At 55.9% G+C, this 20,526-nt stretch carries 20 protein-coding genes; 17 read left to right on the top strand and 3 right to left on the bottom strand.

Annotated elements, in window-relative coordinates:
• Positions 1–577 precede the first annotated feature (577 nt).
• The 3 genes from istB to GTO89_RS10615 all read right to left on the bottom strand — a co-directional run bounded on the left by istB (position 578) and on the right by GTO89_RS10615 (position 3,926).
• The gene (gene istB / locus GTO89_RS10625) at positions 578–1,339 is read right to left on the bottom strand and encodes an IS21-like element helper ATPase IstB (RefSeq protein WP_161262061.1); all 762 of its coding nucleotides are present in this window, start codon (positions 1,337–1,339) and stop codon (positions 578–580) included.
• Positions 1,336–2,865, bottom strand: coding sequence for an IS21 family transposase (gene istA / locus GTO89_RS10620; protein ID WP_161262060.1), 1,530 nt, complete (start codon positions 2,863–2,865; stop codon positions 1,336–1,338). The genes istB and istA overlap by 4 nt, the downstream gene beginning before the upstream one ends.
• A gap of 617 nt (positions 2,866–3,482) precedes the next feature.
• The gene (locus tag GTO89_RS10615; RefSeq protein ID WP_235920402.1) at positions 3,483–3,926 is read right to left on the bottom strand and encodes a helix-turn-helix domain-containing protein; all 444 of its coding nucleotides are present in this window, start codon (positions 3,924–3,926) and stop codon (positions 3,483–3,485) included.
• 8 nt (positions 3,927–3,934) lie between these two features.
• Here GTO89_RS10615 and GTO89_RS17680 point away from each other — a divergent pair, with 8 nt between their 5' ends.
• From GTO89_RS17680 to fliJ, 17 genes are all read left to right on the top strand, one after another.
• The gene (locus tag GTO89_RS17680; protein WP_161262155.1) at positions 3,935–4,177 is read left to right on the top strand and encodes an ATP-binding protein; all 243 of its coding nucleotides are present in this window, start codon (positions 3,935–3,937) and stop codon (positions 4,175–4,177) included.
• A 192-nt stretch (positions 4,178–4,369) separates the two neighbouring features.
• The gene (locus GTO89_RS10605) at positions 4,370–4,666 is read left to right on the top strand and encodes a hypothetical protein (protein ID WP_161262059.1); all 297 of its coding nucleotides are present in this window, start codon (positions 4,370–4,372) and stop codon (positions 4,664–4,666) included.
• A 473-nt stretch (positions 4,667–5,139) separates the two neighbouring features.
• Positions 5,140–6,258 (top strand): DNA-processing protein DprA, encoded by a 1,119-nt coding sequence (gene dprA / locus GTO89_RS10600; RefSeq protein ID WP_161262058.1) that lies wholly within the window; start codon positions 5,140–5,142, stop codon positions 6,256–6,258.
• A 51-nt stretch (positions 6,259–6,309) separates the two neighbouring features.
• Positions 6,310–8,484: a type I DNA topoisomerase gene (gene topA, locus GTO89_RS10595; protein ID WP_170294475.1), complete on the top strand. Its 2,175-nt coding sequence runs from the start codon at positions 6,310–6,312 to the stop codon at positions 8,482–8,484.
• 11 nt (positions 8,485–8,495) lie between these two features.
• A complete protein-coding gene (trmFO, locus tag GTO89_RS10590; RefSeq protein ID WP_328793902.1) occupies positions 8,496–9,803 on the top strand; it encodes a methylenetetrahydrofolate--tRNA-(uracil(54)-C(5))-methyltransferase (FADH(2)-oxidizing) TrmFO in 1,308 nt (435 codons plus the stop codon).
• 71 nt (positions 9,804–9,874) lie between these two features.
• Positions 9,875–10,909 carry a tyrosine recombinase XerC gene (gene xerC, locus GTO89_RS10585; RefSeq protein WP_328793901.1) on the top strand — a complete coding sequence of 345 codons (1,035 nt, stop codon included), beginning with the start codon at positions 9,875–9,877 and terminating at the stop codon, positions 10,907–10,909.
• Positions 10,910–10,934: 25 nt separating this feature from the next.
• Positions 10,935–11,495, top strand: coding sequence for an ATP-dependent protease subunit HslV (gene hslV, locus GTO89_RS10580; RefSeq protein ID WP_328793900.1), 561 nt, complete (start codon positions 10,935–10,937; stop codon positions 11,493–11,495).
• Positions 11,492–12,886, top strand: coding sequence for an ATP-dependent protease ATPase subunit HslU (hslU, locus tag GTO89_RS10575; protein ID WP_161262057.1), 1,395 nt, complete (start codon positions 11,492–11,494; stop codon positions 12,884–12,886). Before hslV ends, hslU begins: the two co-directional genes overlap by 4 nt.
• A gap of 85 nt (positions 12,887–12,971) precedes the next feature.
• Entirely contained in the window at positions 12,972–13,754 is a 783-nt protein-coding gene (codY, locus tag GTO89_RS10570) for a GTP-sensing pleiotropic transcriptional regulator CodY (protein ID WP_161262056.1), read from the top strand.
• Positions 13,755–14,022: 268 nt separating this feature from the next.
• A complete protein-coding gene (gene flgB, locus GTO89_RS10565; RefSeq protein ID WP_161262055.1) occupies positions 14,023–14,436 on the top strand; it encodes a flagellar basal body rod protein FlgB in 414 nt (137 codons plus the stop codon).
• 3 nt (positions 14,437–14,439) lie between these two features.
• Positions 14,440–14,919: a flagellar basal body rod protein FlgC gene (gene flgC, locus GTO89_RS10560; RefSeq protein WP_161262054.1), complete on the top strand. Its 480-nt coding sequence runs from the start codon at positions 14,440–14,442 to the stop codon at positions 14,917–14,919.
• A gap of 94 nt (positions 14,920–15,013) precedes the next feature.
• Positions 15,014–15,337 (top strand): flagellar hook-basal body complex protein FliE, encoded by a 324-nt coding sequence (fliE, locus tag GTO89_RS10555; RefSeq protein ID WP_161262053.1) that lies wholly within the window; start codon positions 15,014–15,016, stop codon positions 15,335–15,337.
• Between the two features lie 38 nt (positions 15,338–15,375).
• A complete protein-coding gene (fliF, locus tag GTO89_RS10550; RefSeq protein ID WP_161262052.1) occupies positions 15,376–16,956 on the top strand; it encodes a flagellar basal-body MS-ring/collar protein FliF in 1,581 nt (526 codons plus the stop codon).
• 4 nt (positions 16,957–16,960) lie between these two features.
• Positions 16,961–17,971 carry a flagellar motor switch protein FliG gene (gene fliG / locus GTO89_RS10545; RefSeq protein ID WP_161262051.1) on the top strand — a complete coding sequence of 337 codons (1,011 nt, stop codon included), beginning with the start codon at positions 16,961–16,963 and terminating at the stop codon, positions 17,969–17,971.
• Positions 17,964–18,752: a FliH/SctL family protein gene (locus tag GTO89_RS10540; RefSeq protein ID WP_161262050.1), complete on the top strand. Its 789-nt coding sequence runs from the start codon at positions 17,964–17,966 to the stop codon at positions 18,750–18,752. Before fliG ends, GTO89_RS10540 begins: the two co-directional genes overlap by 8 nt.
• A gap of 12 nt (positions 18,753–18,764) precedes the next feature.
• Positions 18,765–20,066, top strand: coding sequence for a flagellar protein export ATPase FliI (gene fliI, locus GTO89_RS10535; RefSeq protein WP_161262049.1), 1,302 nt, complete (start codon positions 18,765–18,767; stop codon positions 20,064–20,066).
• Positions 20,063–20,518, top strand: a complete 456-nt coding sequence (gene fliJ, locus GTO89_RS10530) for a flagellar export protein FliJ (protein ID WP_161262048.1) — start codon at positions 20,063–20,065, stop codon at positions 20,516–20,518. The genes fliI and fliJ overlap by 4 nt, the downstream gene beginning before the upstream one ends.
• The last annotated feature ends 8 nt before the right edge of the window (positions 20,519–20,526 follow it).

The following is a 20,526-nucleotide window of genomic DNA, read 5'->3' as shown; positions in this document are numbered from 1 at the left end:
GCACCCTAGCGATGCAACCGCATCGAAAAATGCGGCATAATTGAAGCTTTGAGTGGACGATACTGCATGATGGTCTGCATGAATGCAACCACATCGTGAGATGCGGCATCATTGAAGCATGACATGGGGGTACATGGAGTTAACGTCTACATAGTTGCAACCGCATCGAGAGATGCGGTATTATTGAAGCTTTTTTGACGGGCGCGGACTGCGGCAAGTAAATGTGTTCCAACCGCATCGAGAGATGCGGCATTATTGAGGCATGGCCAGGGCGTCGGTCAGGTGGGTTTTCCGAGTTGCAGCCGCATCGAATGAGCGGCATAATTGAGGCATGATGATTTTGTCAACGTAAAAGTGGTCCACAGTGATCACGAAAAAAGTGATCCACTATGCCTTTCTTGGTTTACATTAATGTTTATTTATGGAAATATTGTGGCCTACGTTTCCTTGTGTGTCTATATGTAAACTCTGACATCCCATGGGTGTCGGCCCTGTCAGAGGATGCTTTTGGCGTTGCTTTGGAGCAAGGCCGACCCGGAGGCCCGGTAGGGCCGCAGGGTCGGAACCGTCTCTTCACTTATGCATTGGGTAGGCTTTCGAGTCGCTTCATACTCTGCCGGAAACGGTACGACTCGCCGTTCATGAGCAGGATGTGGGCGTGGTGGGTCAGGCGATCCAGAAAGGCCGCGGTTAACTTGTCATTGCCAAAGATCTGGGTCCATTCGGCAAACTCCAGGTTGCTGGTCACCAGGAGACTGGCTCGCTCGTAGAAGGCGGAACAGAACTGAAAGAGCAGTTCCGCCCCTGTCTTGCTGAAGGGAATGTATCCCAACTCGTCGATGACGATCAGGTCATGCTGACGCCACTGCTTTTCCACTTTGGTCAAGCGGTGTTCCGCTTGCGCGGCGAGGAGTTCGTCCACGAGCGTCGCCGCATGGACGAAGCGGACTCGTTTTCGTTGCCGGCAGGCGGCGTGGGCAATGGCTGTGGCCAAGTGGGTCTTGCCGGTTCCGCTGTTGCCGATCAGGATCACGTTCTCTTTTTTGTCGATAAACTCGCCTTGCGCCAATGTGAGGATTTTGGGCTTGGACAGGGAAGGCATCGCCGAAAAATCAAAGGTGTCCAGGGTCTTGATCAGGGGAAAACGAGCTTGCTGGATACGCGCCTTTTGCTGGTTTTCCTCTCGCTGACACACCTCGGTCTCCAGCAGCAAGCAAAGATACTCCAGATACCCCTGGCGGCTTTCTTCCGCTTCCCGCGCCAACGCCTCAGCGTGGCGCGCGACAGTAGGAAGCTTTAGTCGCTTAAGGCAGCTTTGCAATCGCAGTGTCGTCGTCAATGCAGCGCCGCCCCTTTCCCAAGGAGTCGGTTAAATCGTCCGATGTCGGGCTGAGCCACGGCATAATCCGCCAGCCTTTCGGGCAGTTCTCCCACCGCCATGGGGAGAATTGGCGCAGGATGGAGCTGACGACGAACGAATTCGGCGACAACATCATAGTGGTACAGACCCTGCGCTTCGGCTTCCGTCAACGCCGGCACGAGAACGGCGGCGCCGTGTTGCCGGTGCAGTTGCAGGATGCGGATAAAGGCGCGGTCGCCTTCCGCCCCATCGCGACGGCGCATCTCCAAGTAAAAGCGGCGGTAGATCGGCGGCGCGCTGTCGTTTTGAAAGGCGGCCGCATCGCGGAGCGCCCGTGGCTTTTTAGCCAACGCGTCGATGAAGTGATCGAGGTGGAGCCGCTGCTGTTTGCGCTCATAGCACCGGCGGTGTACGGCGATCACCTCGACGCCCGCGATGATCCGGATTTCATCGACATACGCTTTCAGCAGCAGTTCACGGCCGGCCCAGGCGCAGGGGATCGAGTAGGCGTTGGTTTCAAAATGAACCAAAGAATAATGGTCGGCTCGAACCGGGAGTACGCGACAGGCGTCGAAGTCACGCTCCGGCAGACGAAGCAGGTGGGTATTCCCTCGCGCCCAGGCCGAGGCGATGCGCTCTTCACTGTGGGGAAGCCGGGTCTTTTCCGCGAAGCGCAGGCATTGTTGCGCCAACCTCGTGTTCAGTTCGTCGAGGCTGTCTACCTCCGGCAAGGGCACGAAGAAATTCCGCTGGCTGTACCCCACCATGCACTCCACTTGGCCTTTTTCGTTTCCCGAAGCGACATTGCAAAACTCGGCCTGGAAGACGTAGTGCGCCCGCAATGCCTGGAAAGCTTCTTGTTCCTCCCGGTTGCGGCCACGCAAGACCTTTTTCACCGCTGTCTTCAAATTGTCGTAGGTGACACGCTGCGGCACACCGCCGAAGAATCGGAAAGCACGGCAGTGCCCGTCGAAAAAGGCTTCCTGGCGTTCATGAGGATAGGCCCGCACGAACAGGGCGCGGCTGGCGGTCAGGCGCATCACAAACAGACGGACTTTTGTGGGCGTTCCGTTGAGGAGGATTTGCACCTCTCCCCAGTCGCACTGGGCATTGTCCCCCAACGGAAATTCCAAGGGGATGTACACCGGTTTGACTTCCCGGCGAAGCTGCCCCACGACTCGTCGCACCGTCGATTCTGCCCCGATGAAGCCGTACTCTTCGGCAAGGCGCTCATAGATGCGCCGGCCCGTATGGCGTTGTTTCGGCGGACGGGACAGATCGTCCGCCAGCCAGGTTTTGATGATGGGCGCAAATGGACCTACGACAGGCGCTGAACGGTGGCGCGGTATTTGTTTTCTGCGCCGTTGGGACGGCTCAAAGCCGTCGTTCAGATATTTACCGATGGTGCGTCGCGACATCTTGAGTTCGTTGGCGATTCGACGGATCGATTTTCCTTCCCTAAAGTACATCCGTCGGATATCATGGTATTGAGCCATCGTGATCATCCTTTTTTCCTCCTGCACGCTAGTGTGTTGGCACTCTCTAGCATACAGGAAAATTGGAAATCCGGTGGCTCACTTTTTATCGGATCACTGGCCTCAAATGTGGATCACTTTTAGGTTAGCATTTACAGCATGAAGCCGATCTCCAAGATGATGGTGCTTTGGGGGATGCTACCGCACTGAGATGCGGCATCATTGAAGAGTCAACACCGACGGCCAGCCATGGCACCCGGACAGTTGTAACCGCATTAAAGATGCGGCAACATTAAAGCTCGCAGGCCCTCTCGACGGATGACAGCACTGTCGACGATGCAACCGCATTGCGAGTTGCGCCATCATTGAAGCAGATCACGCCCGGCCAAACGTTCCCAGCGAGTGCATTGCGACCGCATTGAGAGATGCGGCATCATCGAAGCAGTCAAGCTGATCAGTTCGAGTTCAGCGGAAACTGTTGCAAGCGTATCGTATGATGCGGCATCGTTAAATATGGATCGGCATTGGCGTTACTATCTTGGAAATTAATTTACAACCGCACCAGAGCATTCTGCATCATTGAGGCCAAACTATTTAACTGTACTGTCTTTTGGGTGATCGTAACACTACAGAACGATGCAGCGTCATCATTTATGAAGCAACAGTCTTTGGATGTGTAAAAAAGGAACACGCTTGTCTTTCTCCCAGCTACGAATGCTTTTGTCGCTTACTCCAATTAACGTTGCAAATTCATTGATAGTCAGACCACTCATCAACCTATATTTTTTAATTTTTTGACCAAGTGATTCTTCTGGGAGCAGGTCATAGCATCCGAGGTAGTCGAGCGAAACATCAAGTACAGCAGACAGCTTTTTCAGTACCCGAAGTGTCGGCTGGCCATGGTTGTTTTCGATGTAGCTGATGGTGGCCTCTGTCACGCCCGAGGCCGCAGCTAGCTCACGAATCGTCAATCCTTTGGCTGAGCGAGCATGAAACAGGCGCTCGCCTGGCGTATTAGGAACCTTCGGCTGTGTCCCTCGTAGGTGAGTCGCTGTCACAAACGATTCCTTATTAATAGAGACTTCTCCCAAGATGTTCTCTGCACGCTTGTCCCTGCGGTCATCTCGGCAATCCTGAAAAGGAGTGCATCTGCTCTCCTGTATCAGTGGAGCGCTATCGCAACCGGATTTCCGGACCCTTGTGGGATCGCATGGATCTGCAGGTGGCTGTAAACCGTCCATCCTACAGCGATCTCTTCGATTCAACGAAGGGACTGTCGACAGCAGAGGAGAATTCGGAAACGGTCTTGAATCGGGTGATTGACGCGCGGAGGCGGCAGTGAACCACCTGGCGGAAGCGTTGCGATTTCGACTGTAACCTGCTACGCGCCCACAGTCTCAGATACCCTTGCGCCAGATCATGGATACGAGCAGAGCCTATCCCGTCGAAAAAGCGACAGTTTCAGATTTTTTGCAGGACTTATCCGAACTTTCGTCAAAGTATGTCGCATGAAAGAATGGTGGGGTGGTTGGGCATGGAAAAAACAAATGTTGGCAGTGCCCTTTCATTAGGGGAACTGAAAAAGCAGGTATCCGCTGACAGTGAGGTGGCAGCGCTTTACACCGACGCATTACTGATCAAAAAACAGGAACAGCGCCAGGCATTGCGAGACGTCGCTGTGGCCGCCGCCAAATTGGCCATGGACGTTTCTGAAACCAAGGGTGAATTTGTAACGATGAATGTGCTTGATCTCCAGCGGCTATGCGAATCTCTCGTGGTTTTGAACCAAATTGACGCGGAACTCGACAGCGTCGACGAAATGGACGAATAGGCGGCAACGACCCATCAAGACCCCTCAAACCCACCGCGGTAGTTGAGGGGTCTTTTCATATGTAAATATCGATCGATGGTGCGAGCGATATACCCTGGATTGACTTCTCTTGAAAAAACACACGGTTGACGAATTTTGGCGATTATTTCTTTGTATTCTCGAAAAATGCGCTGGTCGAATAAAAAGGAATTCTATCATCGCAGTCGAATAAATAGGCGATTTCATTGCCAACTCGATGAACCTTTTGATAAATCTGCTGAAGAAACGCAGGGCTGTGCCTGCTTTGCGCCACTGACCTCGCCCCGTGTCATGCATCGCTGCCATGAAATCAACAAGTTGTGATGATGACCACAAATTTCGGCGCTTTGCTTGACAGGGATTGGATAACCCGTTAATGTAGATATCGTTCGATGGTACGATTATCCAGACGGTCAAGAACCAAAGGCGCTGGCGATGGAGAGGGGACGAGACCTATGGCCCATCCCCCGGCTCTGACGGAGCAGGAAAGCTGGATCGCCCTGTCGGCATTGCCCGGCATTGGACCGCGGCGGTTTTACGCACTTCTGGGGCATTTTGGAACGGCCCGCGCCGCCTGGATGGCCGCCGATGAGCGCTGGGACGGTATAGCCGGGTTAAGCCGGCAGGGCTGGGAACGGACGCTGCAGGCGAGGAGACGGACGGAGCGAACGAAGGCGTTGTTGCGGCGTCTCGCGCAGGGCGATATCGCCGCCCTTCTGGTTACCGATGGAAACTACCCTGCGTTGCTGCGCAACATCCCTGACCCGCCACCGGTGTTGTACATACGAGGGAGGCTCTTGCCGGAAGATGGAGAAGCCCTGGCTATCGTCGGCACCCGTAAGCCGTCCCCCTATGGCGCGAAGGTTTGCGCTGCCGTCGCCCGAGAACTGACGCTTCGGAAGCGGACGATCGTCAGCGGCATGGCTCGCGGCATTGACGGGATCGCTCATCAAAGCGCCCTCGAGGCAGGGGGAAGGACGATCGCCGTGCTGGCCGGCGGCGTCGATATCATCTATCCGCCAGAACATGGCAAACTGGCCGGTTGGATTGTGGAACAAGGCGCCCTGGTGAGCGAGTACCCGCCGGGGACAAGACCGGAACCGGGCACATTCCCGGCGCGCAATCGAATCATCTCCGGACTTTCGACGGGCGTCATCGTCGTCGAGGCGGGGGAGAAGTCAGGGGCCTTGATCACCGCCGATCAGGCCTTAGAGCAGGGGCGTGATGTCTTCGCTGTGCCGGGGCCGATCACACTGCCGCAAAGCGTCGGCGCCAACCGGTTGATCCAGCAGGGCGCCAAGCTGATTGTCACCATAGAAGACATCCTTGATGAGGACCAGCGACAGTTGTGCCTGCCTTTGCTGGGACAATCGGTAGAGAACAGCCCTGCAACGGATCGACTGTCAGAGGCGGAGCGTAGAATAATGGAGATCGTCGACTGGGAACCGAGAAGCGCCGATGAACTGGCCGCCCGGCTGAGCCTTTCCGGATCAGAGGTGGCTGCCGCCTTGACCCTGCTGGAACTGAAGGGACGGGTACAAATGGAGCGGGGCGGCGGTTTTGTCGCCTGCTAGGTTATAATAGATGAAATAAGTCAGTTTTTTGATAGATAAGAGGTGACCTGGTTGTCCAATAAAGTGCTTGTCATCGTCGAATCGCCTGCCAAAGCGAAAACCATCAGCAAGTTTCTCGGTCGCCGCTACCAGGTGAAGGCCTCCATGGGCCATGTGCGCGATTTGCCCAAAAGCCAATTCGGCGTTGACGTGGAGGGAGACTTCAATCCGAAGTACATCACCATCCGGGGCAAAGGGGAACTGTTGAAAGAACTCCGGACAGCCGCCAAAAAGTCGGATCAGATCCTGCTGGGACCTGACCCTGATCGGGAAGGGGAAGCCATCGCCTGGCATCTGGCCCAAGTTCTTGGCGTCGATGAACATACGCCCTGTCGCATCGAATTCAATGAGATCACCAAATCGGCCATCCAAAATGCCGTCAAAAAACCGCGTCCCATTGACACGAGCCGGGTCGAGGCCCAGCAGGCTCGCCGCATCCTTGACCGGCTCGTCGGTTACAATCTCAGCCCGCTCCTCTGGCGCAAGATCCGCAAAGGCCTTTCCGCCGGACGGGTTCAGTCGGTGGCCGTGCGGCTGATCGGTGACAGGGAAGAGGAGATCAATGATTTCGTCCCTGAGGAGTACTGGTCCTTGACGGCTGAGTTGAAAGGCGACAAGGGGAACCTGCAGGCGCGGCTTGTTCGTCAGGACGAAAACAAACTGGAGATCAACAACGGCGAAAGGATGGACCAAGTCCTGGGGGAACTGTCCGGACAGGACTTTGTCGTCAGTGAGGTTAAAAGGAAAGAAAAGCGACGCAACCCGGCGCCGCCTTTTACGACCAGTTCTTTGCAGCAGGAGGCCTATCGCAAACTCGGTTTTACCGCTCGCAAGACCATGATGATCGCTCAGCAACTCTATGAAGGCTTGGATTTGGGAAAAGAGGGGACCGTTGGTCTCGTCACCTACATCCGCACCGACTCGGTGCGGGTTTCCGACGGCGCCGTCGAAGAGGTCCGTGAGCACATTCAGAACCGTTTCGGCGCCGACTACCAGCCGGCAGAACCGCGCGTCTATGAAAACAAGGGCAAGATTCAAAACGCCCACGAGGCGATCCGGCCCACATCGGTGGCGCGCGAGCCTGAGACGTTGAAAGCGGTGGTGACAAACGATCAGTTTAAGCTGTACAAGTTGATCTATGAGCGCTTTGTCGCCAGCCAGATGAGTTCTGCCGTCATGGATACGACGACGATCGAGATCAAGGCGGGGGCCTTCGGCTTTCGCGCCTCCGGGTCGGTGCTCAAGTTTCCCGGCTTCATGAAGGTCTACATCGAAGGTCGTGACGATGACAGCAAGGATGAGGAAGGGTTGCTCCCCGAGGTGTTTGCCGAGGAGAAACTGGCACTGCGGAAGCTCGATCCGAAACAGCATTTCACCCAGCCGCCGCCACGCTACAGCGAGGCGACCCTTGTCCGGGCTTTGGAGGAACGGGGGATCGGCCGTCCCTCCACGTATGCTCCGATCATTGAGACAATTGTCGCTCGCGGTTATGTCGTTCGTGAAGATAAGCAGTTTTACCTGACCGAACTCGGCGAGGTGGTCGTCGATCTGCTGAAGGAGCATTTTCCTGACATCATCGATGTGGAATTTACGGCAGATATGGAAGACAAGTTAGACGCTATCGAGGAAGGCGCCGCCGATTGGAAGCGCATCCTGCGCGATTTTTACGAACCTTTTCGAGAAACCCTGGAGGACGCAGAAGAAAAAATCGGCGAGATCGAGATCGCCGATGAAGTGACTGACCAGCTCTGCGAAGTCTGCGGCGCCAACTTGGTGATCAAACAGGGGCGTTTTGGCCGCTTTTTGGCCTGCCCCCGTTTCCCCGAGTGCCGTTTTACCAAGCCCTTGCTGGAGGAGATCGGCGTTCCTTGCCCCAAATGCGATGGCCACATCGTCATCAGGCGGACAAAAAAAGGCCGGAAGTTTTTTGGTTGCGCCAATTATCCCGAATGCGATTACGTCTCTTGGGAACGGCCCACCAATGTGCCCTGCCCGCAGTGCGGCAAACCGATGGTGCAAAAGGAGTCCAAAAAGCTGGGTACGCGCCGCCTCTGCACCACCGAGGGGTGCGGTTATGAGGAGGCGGTTCCGGACGGGGAGAAGGGGGCTTCTCCCGGTTGGTTGCCCGGCGCGCCTGACGATGCAGAAACGATCAAGCCATCGACAGAGCAACTTGCAGAAGAATAGGTGACGATAGAGTGACAGTAACGATCATCGGCGCCGGGCTGGCCGGTTCGGAAGCCGCCTGGCAGATTGCCCAGCAGGGCCTGCCCGTCCAACTTTTCGAGATGCGTCCCACCGAGATGACGCCGGCTCACAAAACAGGCGACTTCGCCGAACTGGTCTGTTCCAACTCCCTGCGCGGGGCCGCCCTGGAGAACGCCGTCGGTCTTTTAAAAGAAGAGATGCGCCGGCTCGGTTCGCTGATCATGGAAGCGGCTGATGCCCATGCGGTCCCGGCGGGGGGCGCCCTCGCCGTCGACCGGGAGGGTTTTTCCGCCCATATCACCGAAAAACTGGTCAGTCATCCTCTGATCACGCTGCGCCGCGAGGAGATCCGTGAAATCCCAGAGAGCCGGCCGCTGATCATCGCGTCCGGTCCCTTGACCTCACCGGCGCTCTCCCAAGCGATTCAGGCGCTCACCGGGGAGGACTATTTTTACTTTTACGATGCCGCAGCGCCCATCGTGGATGCGGAATCGGTTGATCTGTCGGTGGCTTTTTGGGCATCCCGCTATGACAAGGGCGATGCCGATTACCTCAACTGTCCCATGGACGAAAGCGAGTATGATCGCTTTTACGAGGCGCTGGTAACGGCTGAGGGCCACCCGCTGAAGGAATTTGAAAAAGAGATCTACTTCGAGGGCTGTATGCCTGTGGAAGTGATGGCCAAACGGGGCAAGCAAACGCTCCTCTTCGGTCCCCTCAAACCGGTCGGTTTGACCGATCCGCGCACGGGCAAGCGGCCTTTTGCCGTCGTGCAACTGCGCAAGGAAAACCGCCAGGGGACGATGTTCAATCTGGTCGGTTTCCAAACTCACCTGAAGTGGCCCGAGCAGAAGCGGGTCTTCCAAATGATCCCCGGTCTGGAACAAGCGGAGTTCGTCCGCTACGGTGTCATGCACCGCAACACCTTCATCAACAGCCCCACACTGCTGCTGCCCACATACCAACTACGCAAAGATCCGGGCCTATTTTTCGCCGGCCAGATCACCGGCGTGGAAGGTTATGTCGAATCGGCTGCCGCCGGTCTGGTGGCCGGGTTAAACGCCGCCCGTCACGCACAGGGACAGACACCCCTCCTTTTTCCGGCGGAGACAGCCATCGGCGCCTTGCCGGCCTACATCACCACTGCCGAAGCGAAGCATTTTCAGCCGATGAATGTCACCTACGGCCTCTTCCCGCCGCTGACAGAAAAAGTGAAAGGCAAGCGGCCTCGACAGCAGGCCCATGCCCGCCGGGCCTTGGAATCATTGGATAGCTATATGGCGGCACTAAAGGAGTAATGCGCCGAATCGACATCGACCGGTTTGCCGATCGGTTTTAAAGTGGACTGAGGGACGTCAGAGGGAGAGATATGGCAAAAAACCATCAGGGAAGCGGTGAGAAGATGGGCGATGGGATCAGGGTGCGGGATGTCGCCGAAAACACCGTAGATGATACCGTAGAAAGCAAAAATGGTGGAATCGATGGCGCGATCGGCCAGTGGGATGGCTGGATCGATTGCTACCTGCGCCACCTGGCCGGCGAACGCAATACATCGCCGCACACCCGGGCGGCTTATGCCGGTGATCTGGCGCAACTGGTCGAATTGCTGGAGCAGACGGCTTCCCCTGTGCCCAGTCCCTCGGCGGTTAGAGCCGAGCAATTGCGCCTCTGTCTCACCCGTCTGTACGCCATCGGGATGGAACGTTCGTCACTGGCGCGCAAACTGGCCGCCTGGCGCGGCTTTTTTCGCTATCTGATCCGCGAAGGGCAGCTCGCCAGCCATCCCATGAAACGGCTGAAATCTCCCAAACTCGGTCGGCCCCTTCCCAAAACACTGAGCGAATCAGAGGTGTCAGGCCTGATCGCGGCGGCTGATAAAACGAGCGAAGGCCCCCTGGCGCTGCGCAATCGAGCTATGGTGGAACTCTTTTACGCCTCCGGTTTGCGGGTGGCGGAACTCTGTGGACTCGATCTGGGCGCCCTGGACGCAAGCCTCGGCTATGTTCGCGTCCTCGGCAAAGGCGGAAAAGAACGGATCGTGCCTGTGGGGGAAGAGGCGCTAGAGGCGATCGGGCGTTACTTACAGGAGGGGCGGCCCGAGTTGGCGCGGCGGCAGCGAGAGGTGTCGCCGGCTCTCTTTTTAAACCACCGGGGAGGGCGGCTGCATGCGCGCGGCGCCCAGGACATCCTCTCCCGCATCACTGCCGGGGCGGCCTTGCAGCGAGGGGTCAGCCCCCATACGCTGCGGCACACCTTTGCCACCCACCTGCTCGACGGTGGCGCCGATCTCCGATCCGTCCAGGAGATGCTCGGCCACGCCAAACTGTCGACGACCCAGATCTATACCCATGTTTCAGCGGAACGGCTGAAAGAGATATACCAAAAAACCCATCCGCGGGCATAGGATCAATCGCGGGGCATGAGAGGAGATGGGCCAGATGAAGATGATGGGAACAACGATCGTGGCGGTGAAACGGGAAAACCATGTCGCTGTCGCCGGCGACGGGCAGATCACCTTTGGCGATCGAACGATTATGAAAGCCTCGGCCAAGAAGGTCCGTCGCCTCTACCAGGGAAAGGTGATCGCCGGCATCGCCGGCTCTGTCGCCGACGCGCTGACGTTGCTCGATAAATTGGAAAACAAAATCCAAGAGTTTCGAGGCAATCTGTTGCGCGCCTCTGTCGATCTGGCCAAGGAGTGGCGCACTGACCGTTTCCTGCGCCGCCTGGAGGCGATGATCATCGCCGCTGACGCCAACCACTTGCTGGTCATCTCCGGCAACGGAGAGGTGATCGAGCCCGATGACGGCGTCGTCGCCATCGGGTCCGGCGGACCCTACGCGTTGGCAGCGGCGCGCGCCCTGGTTCGCCACTCTGACCTGGCGCCGGGCGAGATCGCCCGGCAGGCGCTGGTCGTCGCGTCGGAGATCTGCGTCTACACCAACGACCGGATCACCCTGGAAGAGATCGAAGGGACGTGTGAGAAATGACTGCCGTCAATCTGACACCGAAACATATCGTGGAGGAATTGGACCGCTATATCGTGGGGCAGCAAGCTGCCAAGAAAGCCGTCGCCATCGCGTTGCGCAACCGTTACCGCCGGCAATTGCTGCCGGAGATCCTGCGCGATGAGGTAACCCCCAAAAACATCCTCATGATCGGTCCGACTGGGGTAGGCAAGACCGAGATCGCCCGCCGGTTGGCGCGTCTCGTACAGGCGCCTTTTATCAAGGTTGAAGCAACGAAATTTACCGAAGTCGGCTATGTCGGCAGGGATGTGGAGTCCATCGTGCGCGACCTCGTCGAGACGGCGATCCGTATGGTCAAGGCGGAGCGGATGGAGGAGGTCAAGACGCGGGCCGACCAGGAAGCAGAAGAACGCCTCGTCGAGCTCCTGGTTCCACAACCAAAGACCCCAAAAAACATGGCCAATCCCTTCGAAATGCTGTTTGGAGGGGCACAATCAAACCCGCCGTCGCCGCCTTCGAACGACCCGGAGTTGCGGGAAAAGCGGGCCATCGTCCGCCAAAAGCTGAAGCGCATGGAATTGGAAGACGACTGGCTTGAGATCGAAGTAGACGATAACAGCATGCCCCTCGGCGACATCTTCGCCGGCTCCGGCCTCGATGAGATGGGCGCCAATATCCAAAATATGATTGGACAGATCCTGCCCCGGGGCAGAAAGACCCGGCGCGTCACTGTCCGGGAAGCGCGCCGCATCCTGGCGGTGCAGGAGGCGCAAAAGCTGATCGACATGGACGCTGTCACCCGTGAGGCCATTGAGCGGGCCGAACAGTCGGGCATTGTCTTCTTGGATGAGATCGACAAGATCGCCTCCCGGGAAGGCGGACAGGGACCCGACGTCTCCCGTGGAGGTGTACAGCGAGACATCCTGCCTATTGTCGAAGGATCCACCGTAATGACCAAACATGGTCCCGTAAAGACGGATCATGTCTTGTTTATCGCCGCTGGCGCCTTTCATGTGAGCAAGCCCTCTGACCTGATCCCGGAGTTGCAGGGGCGCTTCCCCCTGCGAGTGGAGTTGGAACCGCTCAGCCAGCAGGACTTCCAGCGCATCCTGACAGAGCCTGAGGGATCGCTCCTCAAACAGTACATCGCCCTCTTGTCGACAGAGGCGATCGAACTGGTCTTCCAGCAAGAGGCGATCGAAGCCATCGCGTCCATTGCCTACCGGGTCAACGCCCAAACGGAAAACATCGGCGCTCGACGGTTGCACACCATTTTGGAGAAGGTGGTCGAGGATATCTCCTTTGACGCCCCTGACCTTCCGGACAAAAAGGTGCTCATCGACAAAGGCTATGTGGAATCGCGATTGGAAGGGATTCTGCAGCGAGAAGATTTAAGTAGATATATTTTGTGAAAAGCGTTATAATAGACATCTAGATAGAATATTTCCGAATATTCGGCGTCATACACGTCAATTAAGGGAGGTCTAGTGGGGGAAAATGCGCACACTGTTAGAGAAAACGCGTACGGTCAACCGGTTGATTCAAAAGTCTGCCGGTCATCCTGTCAACTTTGAAGAAATGGCCAAGATCACCAGCGAACTGATCAACGCCAACTGCTACATCATCGGCCGTCGCGGTAAGATACTCGGCTTTAATTTCATGCCCCATTTTGCCTGTGACATCATGGCCGATATTGTTCATCACACAGAACGGTTCCCTGAAAGCTACAATCAGGACCTGCTTCGCATCAATGAAACACAGGCCAATTTTAGCCAGGAATCGAGCGCCTGTGTTTTCAACTATGGAGAAACGTGTTCTCATGGTCACAAACTCATGACGGTCACCCCCATCCTCGGCGGCGGACAGCGCCTTGGTACGCTCGTCTTGGCCAAATACAATGAAGAGTTTACCGATGAGGACCTGATCCTCGCCGAATACGCCGCCACCGTCGTCGGCATGGAGATTCTCCGCGCCAAGGCGGAACGGATGGAAGAAGAGGCCCGCAAAAAAGCGGCCGTCCAGATCGCTATCGGCACGCTTTCCTACAGTGAACTGGAGGCGGTGGAACACATTTTCTCCGAACTGGAAGGAAACGAGGGGTTGCTGGTCGCTTCAAAAATTGCCGATCGTGTCGGCATCACTCGTTCTGTCATCGTAAACGCTTTACGCAAGTTTGAAAGCGCCGGCGTCATCGAGTCAAAATCGCTGGGGATGAAAGGCACCTACATTCGCATCCTTAATGATAACTTAATGGAAGAACTAGAAAAACTTCGCCACTAAGCAGAGGAATTTCGCAGGATAATTCAGTTGCATTATTTATTGTTCAATTTCAGATAAAGATGAAAAAAGAAGGCGCCCAATGGGTTCGCCTTCTTTTTAGTTATATTTACAGGTCTGGGAAAAGAGGATTTGTTAAAAGAACAGCGAAGATAGAAAATCAGTATTGCGTGAATCCCGGTGACGGATCGCCGGGTTGACTGCGCTGCCGGACAAGGCAGCATAGAGATTCGCCACGGAAGGCTCGATTTATGATAAATGAGGTGAGACCATGGCAGGTTTTTTGGAAACACCCATCCTTCGCACCTTGGAAAAGGGGCTTGACGCCGCATCGATACGCCATCAGGTGATCTCTGACAACTTGGCCAATGTGGACACGCCCGGTTATAAGCGCAAAGAGGTTCAGTTCGAAGATGAACTAGCGGCGGTTATCGATCGGGATGAATCGGCTATGAGCGGGAAGCGGAGCGATCCTCGTCATATCCCCCTTAATGGAGGTTCCGGCGATCTGTCGTCTCGAGTGGTTACGATGGAAGGGGAGAGCTTCCGCAACGACGGCAACAACGTCGATGTAGATCGTGAAATGGCGGAGTTGGCAAAAAACTCACTCTGGTACGATGGAATGATCAACCAAATATCCCATAAGTTTTCCATGGTCAAAAATGTTCTTCAGGGGGTGCGGTAAATTATGCGGTTTCTTACCTCGATTGACACCAGCGCCTCTGGACTGACGGCCCAGCGGTTTCGCATGGACATTATCTCCAACAACTTGGCCAATGTGAATTCGACGCGCACAGGCAATAGCGACGCTGACGGCGTGTTGCCTTACCGGCGCCAGATGCCGGTCTTTGCCGCGCGCCAGGCCGAGCCGGACTCCTTTGCCTCTGCTCTTTCGGCGGCGGAAGACCGGCGCAATGCTCCTGGCGGAGGGGTGCGGGTCGTTTCGGTCGTGGAAGATGAGGCTCCTTTTAAAACCGTCTATGATCCCCAGCACCCTGACGCGATCCGCACCGGTCCTTTGGCTGGCTATGTTCGCATGCCCAATGTCAACACCGTGACGGAAATGGTGGACATGATATCGGCGACACGCGCCTATGAAGCGAACGTAACTGCTGTAAATGCAGCGAAATCGATGGCGATGAAAGCACTTGAGATCGGAAAAGGTTAACAATGAGTCTAAAATCCTAGAAAAATAGTACTATATACCTACACACTTTTACCAAATTGTCTGTTATTATATCAATGGTAAAGGAGGCGGCCTGATGAACGGACTGCCCATTCGTTTTGAACAATTGCTCCCCTATCGCAATTCCCTTGACAAAGTGGAAAAACCGGATATGGAGGAGAAAGTCGCCGAGGGGAATGGCAAGAATTTTTCCTCCTTTCTTCAGGACGCCCTCAACAACGTAAACGACCTGAACAAGCAGGCTGACGCTGCTGCTGCCGATCTGGCGGCTGGTAAGCCCATCGATCTGCACCAGGTGGTCATCGCCTCGGAAAAAGCGGGTATTGCCACGCAACTGACTTTGCAGGTTCGCAACAAGGTGATGGAAGCCTATCAAGAAATTATGAGAATGCAAGTGTAATAAGATGCGAATCAGATCATGGGAAAGGCTGCTGAACAATGAGTGAATTGTTGGAACGGTTGCGCAGCCAATTGAGCGAATTGATGGGTCGTCTTTCCCGTCAGCAGAAACTGATTTTGGGAGGCTCCCTTGTTGCCGTAATCGTATCCCTGGTGGCCTTTGTCTACTTGGCCGGCCGCCCTGATTATGTCCCGCTTTTTCAAAATCTTGACCCGGCCGATGCGGGCGCCATCCAGGCGAAACTCAAAGAGCAGAAGGTGAATTTCCAGGTTTCTGAAGACGGAAAAAGCATCCTGGTTCCTTCGAAGGACCAGGCGAGCCTTCGACTCGATTTGGCCAATTCCGGTCTGCCCAAGGGAACTGGCTGGGGCTTTGAGACCTTCAATGAAAGCCGGTTTGGGGAAACGGAGAAAGAAAAGGATATCCGCCTGAAGATCGCCACAGAAACAGAACTGTCCAGGACCTTGCAAAATATCCCTGGTGTGGAAAATGCTCGGGTGATGGTCGTTCCAGCGGCAGACTCCCTGTTCAAAGGCAATGCCACCGACGCCACTGCGTCGGTTATGCTGATCCTGAAACCATATGCAAAACTTGAGGAAAAACAGGTCCGCGGCATTATTCATCTCGTATCAAAAAGTGTGAAGCAGTTGAAGCCGGAAAATGTCACTGTTGTCGACAATTCAGGCAATGTCCTTTCAGAAGGACTGTTCACCGCCGGCGGAACCGATAAAGCCAGTTTGGACGGCCTGGCGAAGACGCAACTGCAGGTGAAAAAGGACTTTGAGTCCAATCTCGAGCAAAAGGCGCAGGATATGCTGAACCGCGCCCTCGGAGCTGGAAACGCAGTCGTCAAGGTGAGCACTGAACTCGACTTTTCTCAACAGGAAGTCAAGGATGTAAAGTTGGGCAAACCGGTGCCCCTGTCCACCCGTGAAACGGAGGAAGCGGGACAGGGATCCTCTGCCGCCGGCACACCGGGCACCAGCGCCAATATACCGACCCAACAGGCTGCGAATAACAACACGAGCAGTTACTCAAAGACCGATTCGATCGTCAACAACGAGATCCCTAAAACGGAGACGCACACGGTGACACCGCCGGGTTCATCGCTCAAACGGCTCAGTGTATCGGTGATGGTGAACCGCACCCTGACGCCAGAGGAAACGCAGCAGTTGGAAAAAGCGGTCGCCCAGGCTGTCGGCATTCGCTATCCCATCCAGCAGCCTACGCCGGGTCAACCGGAACGGGTCGAACAGATCAGCGTCCTCGGAATGGCCTTCGACCGGAGCGCTGTCGACGAGATGAATCGGTTGGCAGACGAGCAGAAAGCATTCCAGCGTTACCTGATGATTGGCGGCGCTGTACTCGTCCTCGCGTTGCTTGTCGCCGCTGGACTGCTGGCCCGGAGGGCCTATCTCCGCCGCAAACCGGCGCCGGAGCCAGAACCGCTGCCCTCGCTGGCCTTTGATACGTCGGTGCCCACACCACCTGTTCCTGAACTGAGTCCCGAAGAACTGGAGAAATTGGCTCTTCGTGAGAAGATCGAGGATCTTAGCGATAACGACCCAGAGGCGGTTGCCCGCCTGTTGAAAACATGGTTAGCGGACGAGTCGAGGTGATGTTGTGTCTGCCAAATCAACGCTCTCCGGAAAACAAAAGGCTGCTGTCCTGCTGATCTCCCTTGGACCGGAAAAATCGGCCAAGGTGTTTAAACACCTCAAGGAGGAAGAGATCGAGCAGATGACCTTAGAGATCGCCAATATCCGCAAGGTCACTCCGGAACACCGCGATTCGGTCTTTGATGAATTTCATCAACTATTTATGGCTTCGGAATACATCAATTCCGGCGGTATTGACTACGCCAAAGAGATCTTGGAGAAGGCCCTGGGGCCTCATAAGGCGATTGAAATTATCAACCGGTTGACCCAATCGCTGCAGGTGCGGCCCTTCGAGTTCGTGCGACGCACCGATCCGGGACAATTGCTCAACTTTATCCAATCGGAACACTCTCAGACGATCGCGCTGATCCTGGCCTATCTCAATCCGGAACAGGCGTCGATCATCCTGTCGGCACTACCGCCAGAACGCCAGTCCGATATCGCTCGGCGGATCGCCCTGATGGATCGCACATCGCCGGAGGTCATTCGGGAAGTGGAGATGGTGCTGGAGCGGAAGCTTTCCTCCCTTGTCTCCCAGGAGCATACCAGCGCTGGCGGCATCGACACGGTGGTCGAGATGCTCAACCGCGTCGACCGTGGCACAGAAAAGTCGATCATGGAAGCCCTGGAGATCCAGGACCCGGAATTGGCGGAAGAGATCAAAAAACGCATGTTTGTCTTCGAAGATATTGTCATGCTGGACGATCGTTCCATCCAGCAGGTCATGCGGGAAGTGGACACGAAAGACTTGGGCTTGGCGCTCAAAGGTTCCAGCGACGAGGTGGTCCAGAAGATCTTCCGGAACGTCTCCAAGCGGGCCGGCGAGATGCTGCGCGAGGATATGGAGTTCATGGGACCGGTCCGTCTGCGCGATGTAGAAGAGGCGCAACAGCGCATCGTCAACATCATCCGCAAGCTGGAAGAAGCCGGCGAGATCATCGTAGCCCGTGGCGGGGGGGACGAATTGATTGTCTAGGGTCATCAAATCGACGGCCTTTCGCGCCGAATCGCCGAAAGTGCTGGGAGTGTTCCAACCGTTGGTCACTGTCGAGGCGCTGCTGACTGAGGACGCGCCGTCGCCTTTACCGGAGTCGGAAGAGACGGTAGAGGAACAGGCGGAACGGGTTCTTGAAGAAACCCGACGGGCTGTTCAGGAATTGATGATCCAAGCGAGAGAACAGGCGAACGCCATCATCGCTGAAGCGACCGAGCGAGCAGCAATGGTTGTTGCAGAGGCGGAGCAAGAAGGGCAGACGATCCGGCAAAGCCATGCCGAGGAAGGATACCAACTCGGCCTAGCTCAAGGCCTGGAAGCGGCGCGGCAAGAAGGGGAAACCATCATTGCCAATGCTTGGCGTGAAGCGGAAGCGGCCCGTCAAGCCAAAGCCGCCTACATCGACAAGGCGGAACCAGAGATGGTGGAATTGGCCATCACTATTGCTGAGAAAATCCTCGCTTATGAGATTGCCAATCGACGAGATGTGGTGGTTCATATCGCCGCCAACGCTCTGAACAAGGTGCGCGATATGAGCGCAGTGATCCTGAAAGTCAATCCGCAAGACTATCCGCTCATTCAATCGATCAAGCCGGAACTGACGGCCATGGTCAAAGGGTTGCGGACCTTGACGTTGGAACAGGATGAGACAGTCTCTGTTGGCGGTTGTATCCTGGAAACCAATCATGGTTATGTCGATGCGCGCATCGACGCCCAGTTGGATGAAGTGCGCAGGGTGCTCCGAGAAGTGATGCACGGGTAGGTGGATAAGGGCATGCAAAGGTATCTGCAGGCGGTGCGAACCATGGACCCGGTGCGATTGAACGGAAAGGTGTCCCAGGTGATCGGTCTCGTCATTCAGTCCGATGGCCCAAGCGCCAACCTGGGGGAGGTCTGTCTCGTCTCCACCCAATCGGGAAAACAGCGCGTCCGTTCCGAGGTAGTCGGATTCCGCGAAGGCAAGACCCTGCTCATGCCCTTGGGTGAGATGGGTGGCATCGGTCCCGGATCTCAGGTGTTGGCGACGGGAGATGTCTTACAGGTGGCTGTCGGGGAAGCCTTGCTCGGCCGGATCCTGGATGGGCTGGGCAACCCCATGGATGATCGGGGACCTATCGCCACATCCGGCGACTACCCGCTGACAGCCCAGCCCCCGAACCCCTTGAAACGCCAGCGCATTCACCAAACCCTGCCGCTGGGCGTCAAGGCCATTGATGGCCTGTTAACCTGCGGGCGGGGCCAACGACTTGGGATTTTTGCTGGCTCCGGTGTTGGCAAGAGCACCTTGTTGGGCATGATCGCCCGCAACACGACGGCGGACATCAACGTCATCGGCCTCATCGGTGAGCGTGGTCGTGAAGTCCGTGAATTTATCGAAAAAGATCTGGGCCCAGAAGGCCTGGCCCGCTCGGTTGTCGTCGTGGCGACGTCAGACCAGCCTGCGCTGGTCCGGCTGAAAGGCGCATTTGTGGCGACCGCCATCGCCGAGTTTTTTCGAGACCTCGGGAAAGACGTCATTTTGATGATGGATTCGGTGACTCGTTTTGCCATGGCCCAGCGGGAAGTGGGGCTAGCCGTCGGTGAGCCGCCGGCCACGCGAGGCTACACCCCATCGGTGTTTGCCATGTTGCCCAAGCCGCTGGAACGCTCCGGCACCTCTGATAAAGGCACCATTACCGGTTTGTATACGGTGTTGGTCGATGGTGATGACATGAATGAACCGATTGCCGACGCCGTTCGAGGCATCCTGGATGGACACATCGTTCTCTCCCGAGATTTGGCCTCCCAGAACCATTATCCCGCCATCGATATCCTGAGCAGTGTCAGCCGGGTCATGATTGAACTGGTGCAGAAGGAACATCGCGATGCGGCGGCGCAATTGCGCAGTGTGCTGGCCACGTACCGTGAAGCGAAGGATCTCATTGACATTGGCGCTTACCAAAAGGGCGCCAACCCCCAGATTGACCATTCCCTGAAGAAAATCGACGCCTGCCGGGAATTTTTGCGTCAGGACATTTTTGAGACCATTCCCTTTGACCGGACGATTCGTATATTGCAGGATATCTTTGCGGCATGAAACCATTTCGGTTTAAACTGCAAACGGCCCTTGATCTGAAACTGCGGCAGGAAGACGCCCTAAAGGGAGAACTTCAACGCCAGCAAGAGGCGGTTCGAGAAAAAGAGGCGGAATTGGCTCGCTTGCGCAATACAATGGCTGATGCGGTGGACAATATCCGACCCCATGCCGGAATGCCCTTTGACGTAGAGGAACGACGACTTTTCAACCACTATTGGCTTCGCTTAAAGGAACTTGAGGCTCGGCAGGAGACAGAACTGCAGCGGGAGCAGAGCAAACTGGAGGAGATCCGGCAGCGCCTGCTGGAGATGATGCGTGACCGCAAGGTGATGGAGCGTTTAAAGGAAAAACATCTTGCCGATTACAAGAAGACATTATTAAGAGAAGAACAAAAGCTGTTGGATGAGATGGCCCTCAATCGGTTTATCGGCAATCACCAATATACGGAATAGGGGGGAAG

Source organism: Heliomicrobium gestii (assembly GCF_009877435.1).
In the GTDB taxonomy this organism is placed as follows: Bacteria; Bacillota; Desulfitobacteriia; order Heliobacteriales; family Heliobacteriaceae; genus Heliomicrobium; species Heliomicrobium gestii.
This window is presented reverse-complemented; position numbering and strand designations above follow the sequence as displayed.

Coding starts and splice junctions, on each gene's coding strand:
- fliF (WP_161262052.1), top strand. CDS start 15,376: ATGAGTGAATTGTTGGAACGGTTGCGCAGCCAATTGAGCGAATTGATG.
- hslV (WP_328793900.1), top strand. CDS start 10,935: ATGGGCCAGATGAAGATGATGGGAACAACGATCGTGGCGGTGAAACGG.
- flgB (WP_161262055.1), top strand. CDS start 14,023: ATGGCAGGTTTTTTGGAAACACCCATCCTTCGCACCTTGGAAAAGGGG.
- istA (WP_161262060.1), bottom strand. CDS start 2,865: ATGATCACGATGGCTCAATACCATGATATCCGACGGATGTACTTTAGG.
- fliJ (WP_161262048.1), top strand. CDS start 20,063: ATGAAACCATTTCGGTTTAAACTGCAAACGGCCCTTGATCTGAAACTG.
- hslU (WP_161262057.1), top strand. CDS start 11,492: ATGACTGCCGTCAATCTGACACCGAAACATATCGTGGAGGAATTGGAC.
- codY (WP_161262056.1), top strand. CDS start 12,972: ATGCGCACACTGTTAGAGAAAACGCGTACGGTCAACCGGTTGATTCAA.
- fliE (WP_161262053.1), top strand. CDS start 15,014: ATGAACGGACTGCCCATTCGTTTTGAACAATTGCTCCCCTATCGCAAT.
- flgC (WP_161262054.1), top strand. CDS start 14,440: ATGCGGTTTCTTACCTCGATTGACACCAGCGCCTCTGGACTGACGGCC.
- GTO89_RS10605 (WP_161262059.1), top strand. CDS start 4,370: ATGGAAAAAACAAATGTTGGCAGTGCCCTTTCATTAGGGGAACTGAAA.
- dprA (WP_161262058.1), top strand. CDS start 5,140: ATGGCCCATCCCCCGGCTCTGACGGAGCAGGAAAGCTGGATCGCCCTG.
- xerC (WP_328793901.1), top strand. CDS start 9,875: ATGGCAAAAAACCATCAGGGAAGCGGTGAGAAGATGGGCGATGGGATC.
- fliI (WP_161262049.1), top strand. CDS start 18,765: ATGCAAAGGTATCTGCAGGCGGTGCGAACCATGGACCCGGTGCGATTG.